The 14,189-nt window shown below is 65.3% G+C and carries 14 protein-coding genes; 12 read left to right on the forward strand and 2 right to left on the reverse strand.

Translation table 11 applies throughout. The features are described 5' to 3' along the window. Positions 1–421: 421 nt before the first annotated feature. Positions 422–1,240 carry an endonuclease domain-containing protein gene (locus J2S96_RS15935; RefSeq protein ID WP_306865586.1) on the forward strand — a complete coding sequence of 273 codons (819 nt, stop codon included), beginning with the start codon at positions 422–424 and terminating at the stop codon, positions 1,238–1,240. 114 nt (positions 1,241–1,354) lie between these two features. Here J2S96_RS15935 and J2S96_RS15940 read toward each other — a convergent pair whose 3' ends face one another. Beyond that, positions 1,355–1,777: a hypothetical protein gene (locus J2S96_RS15940; RefSeq protein ID WP_078107983.1), complete on the reverse strand. Its 423-nt coding sequence runs from the start codon at positions 1,775–1,777 to the stop codon at positions 1,355–1,357. Between the two features lie 13 nt (positions 1,778–1,790). Next, complete coding sequence (locus tag J2S96_RS15945; RefSeq protein ID WP_306865590.1) at positions 1,791–2,462, reverse strand: trimeric intracellular cation channel family protein; 672 nt, start codon at positions 2,460–2,462, stop codon at positions 1,791–1,793. 62 nt (positions 2,463–2,524) lie between these two features. On the opposite strand from J2S96_RS15945, the gene J2S96_RS15950 reads away from it, so the two are divergent. The 11 genes from J2S96_RS15950 to cobA all read left to right on the forward strand — a co-directional run bounded on the left by J2S96_RS15950 (position 2,525) and on the right by cobA (position 14,187). Next, complete coding sequence (locus J2S96_RS15950) at positions 2,525–3,235, forward strand: sirohydrochlorin chelatase (protein ID WP_306865592.1); 711 nt, start codon at positions 2,525–2,527, stop codon at positions 3,233–3,235. A 131-nt stretch (positions 3,236–3,366) separates the two neighbouring features. After that, complete coding sequence (locus tag J2S96_RS15955; RefSeq protein ID WP_306865594.1) at positions 3,367–5,112, forward strand: nitrite/sulfite reductase; 1,746 nt, start codon at positions 3,367–3,369, stop codon at positions 5,110–5,112. Beyond that, on the forward strand, positions 5,109–5,828 hold the full coding sequence (locus J2S96_RS15960) for a phosphoadenylyl-sulfate reductase (RefSeq protein WP_306865595.1): 720 nt from the start codon (positions 5,109–5,111) through the stop codon (positions 5,826–5,828). Before J2S96_RS15955 ends, J2S96_RS15960 begins: the two co-directional genes overlap by 4 nt. Before the next feature lie 38 nt (positions 5,829–5,866). Then, positions 5,867–6,811, forward strand: a complete 945-nt coding sequence (gene cysD / locus J2S96_RS15965; RefSeq protein WP_370873144.1) for a sulfate adenylyltransferase subunit CysD — start codon at positions 5,867–5,869, stop codon at positions 6,809–6,811. Beyond that, positions 6,811–8,238, forward strand: a complete 1,428-nt coding sequence (locus J2S96_RS15970) for a sulfate adenylyltransferase subunit 1 (RefSeq protein ID WP_306865599.1) — start codon at positions 6,811–6,813, stop codon at positions 8,236–8,238. The genes cysD and J2S96_RS15970 overlap by 1 nt, the downstream gene beginning before the upstream one ends. A gap of 283 nt (positions 8,239–8,521) precedes the next feature. Next, the gene (locus J2S96_RS15975) at positions 8,522–9,682 is read left to right on the forward strand and encodes an ABC transporter substrate-binding protein (protein ID WP_306865601.1); all 1,161 of its coding nucleotides are present in this window, start codon (positions 8,522–8,524) and stop codon (positions 9,680–9,682) included. Positions 9,683–9,738: 56 nt separating this feature from the next. Continuing rightward, entirely contained in the window at positions 9,739–10,476 is a 738-nt protein-coding gene (locus J2S96_RS15980; protein ID WP_306865603.1) for an ABC transporter ATP-binding protein, read from the forward strand. Then, positions 10,466–11,416: an ABC transporter permease gene (locus J2S96_RS15985; protein WP_306865604.1), complete on the forward strand. Its 951-nt coding sequence runs from the start codon at positions 10,466–10,468 to the stop codon at positions 11,414–11,416. Before J2S96_RS15980 ends, J2S96_RS15985 begins: the two co-directional genes overlap by 11 nt. 165 nt (positions 11,417–11,581) lie before the next feature. After that, a complete protein-coding gene (locus J2S96_RS15990; RefSeq protein ID WP_306865606.1) occupies positions 11,582–12,589 on the forward strand; it encodes an LLM class flavin-dependent oxidoreductase in 1,008 nt (335 codons plus the stop codon). Between the two features lie 36 nt (positions 12,590–12,625). After that, entirely contained in the window at positions 12,626–12,829 is a 204-nt protein-coding gene (locus tag J2S96_RS15995; protein ID WP_306865609.1) for a putative quinol monooxygenase, read from the forward strand. A 101-nt stretch (positions 12,830–12,930) separates the two neighbouring features. Further along, positions 12,931–14,187: a uroporphyrinogen-III C-methyltransferase gene (cobA, locus tag J2S96_RS16000; protein ID WP_306865611.1), complete on the forward strand. Its 1,257-nt coding sequence runs from the start codon at positions 12,931–12,933 to the stop codon at positions 14,185–14,187. Positions 14,188–14,189 lie beyond the last annotated feature (2 nt).

Consider the following 14,189-nt stretch of genomic DNA (forward strand, 5'->3'; position numbering starts at 1 on the left):
GGGTGGCCAAGGGGCGCTGTTTTCCGGGGTGCCCGTTTCGAAGCCGCAACTGTCTGTCAGGTGGGCGGGTGGGCTTAAATGCAATGGCCCCGGTTCCTTGCAACGCTACGAGTCACGCGCTGCAACGAACCGGGACCATAATCTCCGTTCGCATCAGACTCACCGGAGGCATTTAGTGAATCCGGTTACAGCATATGACAACTTTGTCACGGGTGCAACTTTCCCGGTCAAAAGGTTTTTCGGGGAAATTCGCGACGTAAATTCCCCACCTTTGATGGTTCACGGGAACCGAGGGGCCTGGATTCTCGTGATCGGAATCACTGGAGCTAGCTCAAAGCCGGGGAGTTTGAGCGCGGGGCGGTTGTCCACATAGCGAAACCTTGGCCTTCCAGCGCCAACGCCCTGCTGTTGGACTGGCCTCATGGACCTCGTTGGCTTCCTGGAATACGCGGGCTCTGCTGCGAGAACGGCCACCGTGAAGCAGGCCGGTTTCTCCGACCGTGCCATCCGAACAGCCGTTGCTGGTGGCAAGATCGTGCGGCGCCGCTGGGGTGTGCTGGCGTTGCCCGTCGCCCATGAGGACATCGTCGCGGCGCTCAGCGCTAACGGGCTGCTCACGTGCGCATCCGGGGCCCGGCATCATGGCATTTGGGTACTGCATGAACCGCGGACCCTCCATTTGCTCTGCAAGCACGGCAACGCCCAGGATTTTGTGGTCCACCGCGAGTCGCTCGTGGAGTCCCGGCACATCCTTCCCGTGGCCAGCCTGACGGACACGCTGCTGCATTCGCTCCGGTGCCTGCCTGAGATCGAGTCGGCCATCATGGTGGAGAGTGCACTCCTCCAAGGCCGGACGAACCTTGATTACCTCAGTGACAGGTTGCCCGGCAACCGGAACGGGGCCGCCCGAAAAGTGCTCACTCTGGTGGACGGTTCTGCGGATTCCCCGATCGAGGTCGTGGCACGAATACTTTTCCGGCAGGCCGGAATCCGTACAGAGACGCAGGTCGAATTGCCCGGAATCGGCATTGTGGACTTCCTGCTGGAGGGAAGACTAATTGTGGAGGTGGACGGGGAGAGCCACCTACAGCCGCGGCAGGTCAAGAAGGACAGACGACGCAACAACGCTGGAACAGTGAAGGGCTTTCTGGTCCTGAGGTACGACTATTCGCAGATTGTGTATAAGCGGGAAGCCGTGCTTGCCGAGGTTCTCCAGGTTCTGCGTCGCCGGGGTCGCTGAAACTCCCCGGGTTTGGCTTGGCCGGAACATGGCTAGCCCCGGGATCTAGGGAGAGACGAGCCAACTTCGGCCCAAAGGTGGGGAGGAAGCTCCGGCCCGCGCCCGCAGGCCAACCTAGTCCTCGTCGCTGAAGGCCCAGTCGAACATGTCGAAGACGAACTCGGAGAACGTGCCTTCCTCGGATTTCCACTGGCCGCGGGCGTTGTTGCGGCGCCACACGATGGGATCGGGGACACCGAGGTCCCCTACGCGGAAGCCCCAGGTGAACTGCTCTTCCTCGTCCTCCAGGAACATGAGGAATCCCTCGTCGTCCACTTCGAGCTCTTCGGGGTCCCAAAAGTAGTGGTAGGCCTCCATGAGGTCCTCGCAGCCACCGAGTGCGAGGTAGAACTCGCGCAGCACCATGGGGATGGTGAACGAGTGGGCACTCAAGGCCTCGTCCAGCTCGGAGGCGGACAGCCCGTCTTCTTCCTGCCATTCGTCCTCGAGATACTTCGGTACAAGCGCGCGGAACTTCTCGAGGAACATGTCAGTCATGCTCCCATCCTAGCTAATCGCGGCCACGTGATTCTGCGCCCGCGGAGACCCCGGCGCGGTGCCATCCCCGGACCGCGAGAGGCACCCGCCAACCCCAGCGCCAAGCCACCACCCGGAAGGCGAAAACCCAAGCGGCAATGACGCCTGCTGTCACACCGTTGAAGGCGCCGATGGTCCAGAGCAAGGCCGTCAGGGCGGCTCCCGTGAAGGCCGGCAGGGCGTACAGGTCCCGTGCATTGAACAGGGTGGGAATTTCGTTGGCCGTGATGTCGCGGAGCAAGCCGCCGCCCACGGCCGTGGTGACGCCCAGGAGGATCGCGGCCACCGGGTTCAGGCCGGCGGCCAGTGCCTTGAGCGTGCCCGTAATGCAGAACAAAGCCAGCCCGCCGGCGTCGAACAGGGTCAAGAGGGACGTGAAGCGCTGGATGCTCGAAAACAAGAAGTACACCAGTACTGCGGCCAACACGGGCGGCACCAGGTATACCGGGTTGGTGAACGCCGCAGGGGGTCCGGCATTGATGACGATGTCGCGGATGACGCCGCCGCCCAGTCCGACGAGCGAAGCCAAGAGGAGCGAGCCGATGATGTCGAACTGCTTCTTGGCCGCGAGCAAGGACCCGGACACGGCGAAAAAGAAGACGCCGGCCAGATCCAGCCATACCAGCGCAAGGTCAAAAGTGAACAAATGCAACTCCATTCTTCGTTCACAGACGAGCGATCATCCTGCCCAACGTTACGCTTGCACGCATGAACAGCCCCGTCTTGATCGCGTGCGCCCACGGAACCCGGAACGTCCAAGGGCAGGCCGCTATCCGCCAGGTCATGGCCGAGATTGAGGCCTTGCGGCCCGGACTGACGGTCGTCGAGGCCTACGTGGACGTCCAGGAACCCGAGTTGGGCGGCGTGGTGGCAGGCCTCCCCGAAGGCACGGCCGCCGTCGTCGTTCCCTTGCTGCTCAGCACCGGCTACCACGTCAAGGTGGACATTCCCAAGGCGATCAAGTCCCGCCCGGAGGTGTCCGCGGCGCCTCCGCTGGGCCCGGACCCGAGGCTTGCGGAGCTGCTTGCCGCGCGGTTGCGCGACTCGGGCCTGGGCGACGACGACGGCGTCCTGCTTGCCGCCGCGGGCTCATCGCTGCCGGACGGTTCCGTCGATTCGGAAGAGCAGGCGCGCCAGCTCGCCGAACTGCTGCCCAATCCCGTGCGCGTCGCCTATGGCGCCAGCGCCGAGCCGAAGGTGCCCGACGGCGTCGCGGCCTTGCGCGCGGAACTCGCGGAAGTGGAAAACGGGGCAGCGGGCAGGGTCGTCGTGGCTTCCTACCTGTTGGCCACGGGCTACTTCCACGATCAGCTGGCGAAGGCCGGGGCCGACATTGTTACGGCACCGCTTTTGCCCTCGCCGGTGCTCGCGGAGATCGCCTTGGAACGCTACGACGCGGTGGTTGCCGCCGCCTCCTGAGCGGGATTTACGATGCACAGCCCGGCCGGGCGAACAAGGCCCGACGGCGGTTCGTGACGAAATATTTCCCTAGGTGACTCTTCGTTTCTGCATCGTTGTTGGAGAAATCTGGCCAGCCCTACAGTCGATGCATGACTGATACAGCTCTAGCCGGAGCGTCTACGGACGAGGTTGCCTCCAAGCGCCCGGCCCGCACCGCCCGTCCTGCCGCGAAACCCCACGGCCAGTGGAAAGTCGACGGCACTGCGCCGCTGAACGCCAACGAGACCTGGAAGCAGGAAGACAACGGGCTGAACGTCCGTGAGCGTATCGAGTCTGTCTACTCCAAGCACGGCTTCGACTCGATCGATGGCACGGACCTGCACGGCCGCTTCCGCTGGTGGGGCCTGTACACCCAGCGCAAGCCCGGTATCGACGGCGGCAAGACCGCCACGCTTGAGCCGCACGAGCTCGAGGACAAGTACTTCATGCTCCGCGTGAGGATCGACGGCGGTGCGCTCACCACCGAACAGCTGCGCGTCATCGGCCAGATCTCCGTGGACTTCGCCCGCGGCAGCGCCGACCTGACCGACCGCCAGAACATCCAGCTGCATTGGATCCGCGTGGAGGACGTGCCGGAAATCTGGCGCCGCCTCGAAGCGGTCGGCCTGTCCACCACCGAGGCTTGCGGCGACGTCCCGCGTGTCATCCTGGGCTCCCCGGTTGCGGGTATTGCCAAGGACGAGATCATCGATCCCACGCCGCTGATCAATGAAATCGCGGAGCGTTTCATCGGCGACGCCGAGCTCGCCAACCTGCCGCGCAAGTACAAGACCGCCATCACCGGCCACCCCTCACAGGACGTGGTCCACGAGATCAACGACTGCGCCTTTGTGGGCGTGGTCCACCCCGAACTCGGGATCGGCTATGACCTCTGGGTTGGTGGCGCGCTGTCCACCAACCCCATGCTGGGCAAGCGGCTCGGCGCGTTCGTGAAGCCCGGGGAAGCGGCCGAGGTGTGGCTCGGCGTCACCAGTATCTTCCGCGACTACGGTTACCGCCGCATGCGCACCAAGGCCCGCTTGAAGTTCCTCCTGGCCGACTGGGGTCCCGAGAAGTTCCGCCGGATCCTTGAGGACGAATACCTCGGCTACAAGCTGGCTGACGGCCCCGCCGCCCCCAAGCCCGCGACGCCGGGCGACCACGTGGGCATCCACGAGCAGAAGGACGGCAAGTTCTTCATTGGCGCCACGCCCTTGGCCGGTCGGCTCTCCGGCAGTCAGCTCGTGAAGCTCGCGGACACGCTGGAAGCCCACGGTTCGCAGCGCCTGCGCACTACGCCGCACCAGAAGATCGTCGTGCTGGACGTCGCCAAGGAACACGTGGAACCGCTGGTGGCCGAACTGGACACCCTGGGCCTCTCCGCCCGCCCGTCCGTGTTCCGTCGCGGCACCATCGCCTGCACCGGCATCGAGTTCTGCAAGCTCGCCATCGTGGAAACCAAGGTCACGGCAGCCACCGCCGTCGCCGAACTGGAACGCCGCCTGGCAGACCTCGCTGACAGCGGCCAGTTGCCCCAGGCACTGTCGCTGCACATCAACGGCTGCCCCAACTCCTGCGCGCGCATCCAGACCGCCGACATCGGACTCAAGGGCATGATGCTGCCAACGCCCGACGGCGATCCCACCCCGGGATTCCAGGTTCACCTGGGCGGCGGGCTGGCTTCGTCCAACCGCGAAGAAGCAGGCCTCGGACGCACCGTGCGCGGCCTCAAGGTTTACGTCGAAGACCTCCCCGATTATGTGGAGCGGGTGGTCCGGAAGTTCGTGGCCGAGCGCGCCGAAGGCCAAACCTTCGCCGAATGGGCACACTCCGCAGATGAAGGAGATCTCCAGTGACCACGTCTGCCACCAAACTCCGTTCCCGCGACGAACTCAAGGCCTTGGCCGAAGCCGGTGCCGCAGAGCTCGGCTGGAGCGCGCCGGCCCGCGACGTCATCGCTTGGGTGGCCCGCAACTTCGAATTGCCCACCGTGGCCGTCGCCTGCTCCATGGCCGACGCTGTGCTGCCGGCACTCGTCGCGGACCAGCTTCCCGGCGTCGACGTCCTGTTCCTGGAAACCGGCTACCACTTCCCGGAAACCTACGCCACGCGGGACGAAGTCGCCGCGAACCTGCGGGTGAACATCGTGGACGTCCTTCCGGAAAACACCGTGGAGCAGCAGGACCGCCTTCTTGGCAAGGACCTGTTCGCCCGCGATGCCGCGCAATGCTGCGCGCTTCGCAAGGTCGCGCCGCTGCGTAGGACCCTCGCCGGCTACGAAGTCTGGTTCACCGGTGTGCGCCGCGACGAGGCACCCACCCGGACCAACACCCCGCTGATCACGTGGGACGAGGCCAACGGACTGGTCAAGGTCAACCCGATGGCCGACTGGAGCTTTGACCAGTTGGTCCAGTACTCCGAAGACAACATCCTTCCCGTCAACCCGCTCCTGAGCCAGGGCTACCCGTCCATCGGATGCCAGCCCTGCACCAGGAAAGTGGCCCCGGGAGCGGACCCCCGCTCCGGCCGCTGGGCAGGGACCGACAAGACAGAATGCGGACTACACGTATGAGCACCCAAATCACCAACGAGGACCTGGAGTTGTCAGTGCTGGAAACAGACGCAACTGAGACGCCGACTGCTATTCCGGCTCTGCGGCCCGACCGGCTTTCGTCCCTTGACACCCTCGAGTCCGAGGCTATCCATATCATTCGTGAGGTGGTCGCCGAGTTCGAGCGTCCGGCGCTGCTGTTCTCCGGCGGCAAGGACTCCGTGGTGATGCTGCACCTGGCCACGAAGGCGTTCTGGCCCGGAAAGGTTCCGTTCCCCGTGCTGCATGTCGACACGGGCCACAACTTTCCCGAGGTCATCGACTTCCGTGACCGGACGGTCGAACGCCTGGGGTTGAAGCTTGTGGTGGGTTCCGTGCAGGAGTTCATCGACCGCGGCGAGCTCGCCGAGCGTGCCGACGGTACCCGCAACCCGCTGCAGACCGTACCGCTGCTGGATGCCATCCAGCGCAACAAGTTCGACGCCGTCTTCGGCGGCGGCCGGCGCGACGAGGACAAGGCCCGTGCCAAGGAACGGATCCTCAGCCTGCGCGATGAGTTCGGCCAGTGGGACCCCCGCAACCAGCGCCCCGAACTGTGGAACCTGTACAACGGCCGCCACACCGTGGGCCAGCACGTCCGCGCGTTCCCCATCAGTAACTGGACCGAGCTGGACGTCTGGCGCTACATCGAGCGGGAAGGCATCGAGCTTCCCGGGCTGTACTACGCCCATGAGCGCGAGGTGTTCGAGCGCGACGGCATGTGGCGCGCAGTCGGCGAGGTTTCCATGCCGAAGCCCCATGAGGAAGTCGTGACGAAGCTCGTGCGGTACCGCACCGTAGGGGACATGTCCTGCACGGGCGCCGTCGTTTCCGACGCCCGCACGGTTGCCGACGTCGTTGTTGAAGTTGCCGCATCCACCCTCACCGAACGTGGCGCCACCCGAGCAGATGACCGCATCTCCGAGGCTGCCATGGAAGACCGCAAGAAGGACGGCTACTTCTAATGAGCACTGAGACTTCACTCCTGGAAACCGGCCTGCGCGAATCAACCCTGTTCCGATTCGCCACGGCCGGCTCCGTCGACGACGGCAAGTCCACCCTCGTGGGCCGCCTGCTGCACGATTCCAAAGCGATCCTCGCGGACCAGCTCGACGCCGTGGCCCGCACCTCGGCGGACCGTGGCTTCGGCGGAGCGGGAGCCACCGGCAGCCAGGCCATCGACCTCGCCCTCCTGACCGACGGCCTCCGTGCCGAGCGGGAACAAGGCATCACCATCGATGTCGCGTACCGCTACTTCGCCACTGATCGTCGCAGCTTCATCCTCGCCGACTGCCCCGGCCACGTGCAGTACACCAAGAACACGGTGACCGGCGCGTCCACTGCGGATGCCGTCGTCGTACTCATCGACGCACGCAAGGGAGTCCTGGAGCAGACCCGCCGCCACCTGTCGGTGCTGCAGTTGCTCCGCGTGGCGCACGTGATCGTCGCCGTGAACAAGATCGACCTCGTGGACTTCAGCGAGTCCGTCTTCCGCGAGATCGAGGCGGACGTGCAGAAGGTTGCCCGCGAGCTTGGCTTGGGCCGTGAAGATTCAAACACAGGCGGGATTGCCGATCTTTTCGTCATCCCGGTGTCAGCGCTCAATGGCGACAACGTGGTGGACCGTTCGGACCGCACCCCTTGGTACAGCGGCCCGGCCTTGCTCGAGGTACTGGAAACCCTTCCGGCCGCCGATGAGCTCGAAAGCCACCTGGAGAGCTTCCGCTTCCCGGTCCAGTTGGTCATCCGCCCGCAGGGCGCGCTGGCCCCCGACGCCGTCGCCGCAGGGCTCGACGTCGGCGCGTATCGCGATTACCGCGCCTACGCCGGCCAGATCACGGAAGGAACCGTGAAGCTTGGAGACAAGGTCACGGTCCTGAGCCCGGGAGCCGAACCGCGCACCACCACGGTGATCGGGATCGACTTCGCCGGCAGCGAGTTGGCCGAGGCGACTGCTCCCCAGTCCGTGGCGATCCGCCTGGCCGACGAAATCGACATCGCCCGCGGTGACACCATTGCCGCGGCAGGGACCGTGCGCGAGAGTTCGGCCGATCTGTACGCAGCGCTGGCCTGGCTCTCGCCCAAGCCTTTGCGTGAAGGTGCCAAGGTGCTCGTGAAGCACGGGACCCGCACTGTCCAGGCACTGGTGCGCAATGTGACGGGCAAGCTGGATTTGGCCACGTTCAAGGTGGAGGCTGCCTCCAGCCTTGAGCTGAACGACATCGGCAACGCCCAGCTTCGCCTGGCCGCACCGCTGCCGTTGGAGAACTACCTGCACCACCGCCGGACGGGTGCGTTCCTGGTGATCGACCCCGTGGACGGCAACACCCTGGCCGCCGGCTTGGTGAAGGACCACCCGGGCGACCACGAGGACGAACGTTACGTCATCTGACCTTGTTGTTCGATGGTGTTCGCTGGAACCGCAGCTTGTTTCCCAAACCGTGCCTTCAAGGCCCGGGACGGGAAACAAGCTGCGGTTTTTTCGTGCCCGGCCGCGCCGATTGTGACGCCGGATGAACCTGCGTGACCCCGGGTTTCCGCGTCATTGAAGGCAAATATGACAGTCCCTATGGTGAATTCATGACCTCTTCGGATTGGTCCTTGCCTGCCCACCAAGGGCGATGTCGCGGGGCCTGACAACACGCCCCCTCCCTTCACGCACTCCAAGGATCACCATGTCAAAGTCCCCAGAACAGCAGCCCGCCCCGAACCCGGGAACCGTGCGCATCGTCGCCGGTGAAAGCAACAAGCCCAAGCGCCGCCGCCTGCTCGAGATCGCCATTGCGCTCGGGCTGGTCCTCCTTATCGGCGCCGGTGCTGCCGTTGCATCGGTCGTGGCAAAAAACAACGAAGCGAACGCCTCGGCGGCAGCGGCAACGACGACGCCTGCCGCGGAGCTCAAGCTGGGCTATTTCGGCAACGTCACCCACGCACCCGCCCTCGTCGGCGTGAGCAAGGGCCTGATCGCCAAGGAACTCGGCAGCACCAAGCTGAGCACCCAGATCTTCAACGCCGGACCCGCCGCGATCGAGGCATTGAACGCCGGCGCGATCGACGCCGCGTACCTCGGCCCGAACCCGGCCATCAACTCGTTCGTCCAGAGCAAGGGCGCTTCGATCAACATCATCGCCGGCGCAGCCTCCGGCGGCGCTCAGCTGGTGGTCAAGCCCGGCATCAACTCCGCGGCGGACCTGAAGGGCAAGACCCTGGCCACGCCCCAGCTTGGCGGCACCCAGGACGTGGCTTTGCGTGCCTGGTTGGGCAAACAGGGCTTGAAGACCAACCCGAACGGCGGCGGCGACGTCGCGATCAACCCGACGGAAAACGCCCAGATCCTCAAGTTGTTCCAAGACGGAAAGCTCGACGGCGCGTGGTTGCCTGAGCCTTGGGCCTCCCGCCTGGTGCTCCAAGCCGGTGCGAAGGTGCTGGTGGACGAGAAGGACCTCTGGGATAAGGGTCAATTCCCGACCACGATCCTGATCGTGAGCAAGAAGTTCGCCGCCGAGCACCCCGAAACGGTGACCGCCTTGCTCAAGGGCAACAAGGCCGCCGTGGACTGGCTCAACAGTGCTTCGGCCGCCGACAAGGCGAACGCCATCAACGCCGCGCTCAAGGCAACAGCGGGCAGCACCCTCCCGGCCGACGTCATCGACCGTTCCCTGAAGAACATCACCTTCACCGTTGACCCCCTGGCCGGAACCTACAAAAAGCTCCTGCAGGACGGTGTGGACGCGGGGATCACCAAGCAAGCCGACATCAACGGAATCTTCGACCTCCGCGCCCTCAACAGCGTCACGGGACAGAAGACCTCGGCCGCGGGACTGGGCCAAGACTGAACTGACTAGCAGCTGCTGGACATTCACCAACCAAGCAACGAACGAAGGACGGGACCATGCCAGTCGTACTGGAACACCTGGGTAAACGCTTCGGCGCCGGCGCCCCGGTGCTGGACGACGTCAACGCCACCATCCAGCAAGGCGAGTTCGTCGCCCTGCTTGGTGCGTCCGGCTGCGGCAAATCCACCCTGCTGAACATCCTCGCGGGACTCGACCAGCCGACGTCGGGCGCCCTCGAGGTGCCCAGCGACGGCGCGGCCTTCATGTTCCAGGACTCTGCGCTGTTCCCATGGCTCACTGCCCGGGGCAACATCGAACTCGCGCTCAAGCTCGCCGATAAGTCCGGCAGCCAGAGCAAAGCGTCGCGTGCGGCCCGGGCAGGCGAGTTGTTGGACCTCGTACATCTGGGCGGCGCGGGAGACAAGCGCCCCCACGAGCTTTCCGGCGGCATGCGGCAACGCGTTGCCCTGGCCCGCGCTTTGGCCCAGGACCGGCAGCTGCTGCTCATGGACGAACCGTTCGCCGCCCTCGACGCCATCACCCGTGACCTCCTGCATGATGAGCTCGAGCGGATCTGGAAGGAAACCGGCCGGACCATCGTGTTCGTGACGCACAACGTGCGCGAAGCCGTCAGGCTCGGCCAAAGGGTCCTGCTGCTGTCCTCCCGTCCGGGACGGGTCGTGGCCGAGTGGAACGTCACCGAGGAACACCGGACCGACGCCGGCCGTGCCGGGGAATTGACCGGAACCATTACCCGCCGCCTGCGCGAGGAGATCCGCCGCCATGCCAATTGAACAAGACACGCTGCCGGCAGGGGAGCACGCAGCCGAGCAAACCTCAGAATCCCGCCACATCACCTCGCCGTCCCTGAAGGGAAACCCGGACGAGCTCCGCGACCTTGAAGCGGGGCTCGACAAACTCCAGTCGGACGCCCACCGCAAGGCGCATATCGATTGGACCCGGATCATCCTCCCGATTGCGGCACTCCTGGTACTCGTCCTTGCCTGGCAGTTCTATGTCTCCCTGGGCCTCAAGCGCCAGGACCAGGTTCCCGGACCGCTTGATGTGCTCGGGCAGTTCGGTGAACTCTGGTCCGAAGGCAAAGCCCAGGAAGCAATCCTCACCTCGTTGCAACGCGGGGTGATCGGCTTCCTCATCAGCGTGGTCGTGGCAACGCCGATTGGGCTGATCCTTGCCCAGGTGCAGCCTCTGCGCCGCGCCTTCGGGCCCCTCATCTCGGGCCTGCAGGTCCTGCCGTCCGTGGCTTGGGTTCCGGCTGCCATCATTTGGTTCGGGCTCTCCGACGGCACTGTTTACTTCGTCGTCCTGATGGGTGCTATCCCGTCCATCATCAACGGATTGATTTCCGGCGTGGACCAGATCCCGCCGCAATTCCGGAGCGTCGGCAAGGTCCTCGGTGCCTCGCGACTACAGATGGCCTTGCAGATTGTCTTGCCAGCGGCCCTTCCCGGCTACCTCGGTGGGCTCAAGCAGGGTTGGGCCTTCTCCTGGCGATCCCTCATGGCCGCCGAAATCATCGCTGTTGGTGGCACCATCGGCTTCGGACTCGGTTCGCTCCTGGACCAGGGCCGTACTTTGTCCGACATGGCCACGGTCATGTCCGCGATCCTGGCGATCCTGTTTGTGGGCATCCTGATCGAGCTCCTGGTCTTCGCTCCGATTGAGCGCCGCCTCCTGCTGCGCCGCGGCCTGCTGGCGGGCAGCACGCGCTAGCTCCGGCCCGGTTCCTGCCGTTTCGACGGTTCCCTGCACACACGCTGTTCGGCAACGTCGTCCGCGCAGGGAACCATCGAAACGGGCTGCCTCAACCCCTACCTCGCAGCCGGCGGGGAGCACGCGCTAAGGAATTCCCCGGCCGGTTGCGTGGTTGATGCGGGCATGAAACGAATCGGTTTTCTTTCCTTCGGCCACTGGGGACCCGTCCAAGGCTCGCGCACTCCTTCGGCCGGCGATGCCTTGCTGCAGGGAATTGATTTGGCCGTCGCGGCGGAAGAGCTTGGCATCGACGGCGCCTTCTTCCGCGTCCACCACTTCGCGCGCCAGCAGGCCTCGCCGTTCCCCTTGTTGGCGGCCATCGCTGCCCGGACCAGCCGGATTGAGATGGGCACCGGCGTGATCGACATGCGCTACGAGAACCCCCTCTACATGGCGGAGGAAGCCGCGGCCACGGACCTCATCAGCAGGGGAAGGCTCCAGCTGGGCGTCAGCCGAGGTTCACCCGAGCCGGCGCTGCACGGCGCGCGGTACTTCGGCTACCAGCCTGGCGAGGGTGAGGACGACGCGGCCATGGCCCGCCGGCACACCGCCGTGTTCCGCCATGCCATCGCGGGACATGGGGTGGCCGAGGCGGACCCTGCCTTCATGGGCGGCGGCCGCGGTCTCCTGCCGATCCAACCGACATCGCCGGGACTGCCGAAGCGGATCTGGTGGGGCGCCGGCACCCGCAAGACCGCCGTCTGGGCCGCGGAACAAGGAATGAACCTCATGAGCTCCACCCTCCTCACCGAGGACACCGGGGTTCCGTTCGACCAACTCCAGGCCGAGCAGATCGCCATGTTCCGGGAAGCGTGGACGGCCGCTGGACACGGTTTCGAGCCACGTGTTTCGGTCAGCCGCAGCATCATTCCCGTGGTGGACGCCGAGGACGAACACTATTTCGGGCTCCGCGCGCAGGCGGAGAATCGGGACCAGGTGGGCATGCTCGACGGTGCCTTGTCACGATTCGGCAAGAGCTACGTCGGTGCGCCCGATGCTTTGGCGGAGGAACTCGCAAGGGACGCCGCGGTGCAGGCCGCCGACACGGTGCTCGTTACCGTCCCCAACCAGCTCGGGGTGGACTACAACGCCAAGCTGCTGGGCAACATCGCCAAATACGTCTTTCCCTGAGAGGTCTGGAATTTCCTCAACGGGGGCCGGGAGATTGTGCTCGACGAACCCGGGACCCGGACGTGGTACGCCTTTCAGGTCAACGAAAACACCTTCGGCATCTTCGACACCTTCGACACCGAGGAGGACCGGCAGGCCCACCTCGACGGCGACATCCCCGCCGCACTTGGCGAGCACGGTCCGGCACTGCTCGGGAAGGACCCGGGCCTTAGGCTGATCGAACTCATCGCCGTGAAGTAGACGGCACCCGTCTCAGCCACTATGTGACGCCGGGTTACCTAGCGTGAACTGGTGTTTCCGGACCTTTGAAGCATGTTACGGCCCGGCCCTACAGTTTTTTCATGGCAATACAGGACATCTACCCCACAGCCCTGCGGCTGCTCGGCCGCCCGGTGCTGGTGGTGGGCGGCGGACCCGTGGCTGCGCGACGCGCCAAGGGACTGCTCGACGCCGGTGCCCGCGTGACCGTGGTGGCTCCCGTTGCCTCTGACGCGCTCCGCGAACTCGTCGCCTCCGGCCTGCTCGCCTGGGAGCCGCGCACATACCGTTCTTCCGACGTCGACGGCGTCTGGTTCGTCCAGACTGCCACCGGCGTTGCCGCTGTGGACGCCCAGGTGGCGGCCGACGCCGAGGCGCAGCGCATCTGGTGCGTCAACGCCTCCGACCATGAATCCTCTGCAGCCTGGACGCCTGCCGTCGCAGTGGTAGACGACGTGAAGATCGCCATCAACGCCGGGGGAGACCCCCGCCGTGCCATGGCCTTGCGCGACGCAGTTGCCACCGCACTCGAGACGGGAGACCTCCCGCTCCGCCGTCGTCGTGCCTCCACCGGAAGCGTCGCGCTTGTGGGTGGCGGTCCCGGCGATTCCGGACTCATCACGGTCCGGGGCCGGCGCCTCCTGGGCCAGGCCGACGTCGTCGTCGCGGACCGTCTTGGACCGCGCGAGCTGCTCCACGAACTCGCTCCGGACGTCCGCGTGATCGAAGTCGGCAAGACCCCCGGCCACCACCCCGTCCCGCAAGTGCAGATCAACCGCATCCTCGTGGAGGAAGCGCTTGCCGGACACCGCGTAGTCCGGCTCAAGGGCGGCGACCCCTACGTCTTGGGCCGAGGCGGCGAGGAAGCTGAGTTCTGCCGGCAGAACGGCGTCGAGGTTGAAGTGGTTCCCGGTGTCACTTCGGCGATCTCCGTGCCGGCGGCAGCTGGAATTCCCGTGACGCACCGCGGACTTGCGAAAGGCTTCAGCGTGGTGACCGGCCACGAGGAACTATCCGAGGTCCCGGCACGACCCGACCACACCGTGATCCTGCTCATGGGTGTCGCCAAACTCCGGGAATCCGCCGCTGCCCTCGCGGCATCCGGAATGCCCTTGGACACGCCAGTAGGTATCGTAGAGAACGGCTACATGCCCGAACAGCGCGTCACGATCGGCACCTTGGCAAGCATTGCAGACCAAGCCGAGGCCACCGGCGTCGCAAATCCCGCAGTGATTGTGATCGGCGACGTCGTGCGTGTCAGCCCGTTTGCCCCTGAACATTTCAAGACCGCTGATTACAGCACGCTGACCCCCAACAAGCCCCGCGTCACCGCCCCGTAGCC

The organism is Arthrobacter bambusae, from assembly GCF_030812595.1.
In the GTDB taxonomy this organism is placed as follows: Bacteria; Actinomycetota; Actinomycetes; order Actinomycetales; family Micrococcaceae; genus Arthrobacter; species Arthrobacter bambusae_B.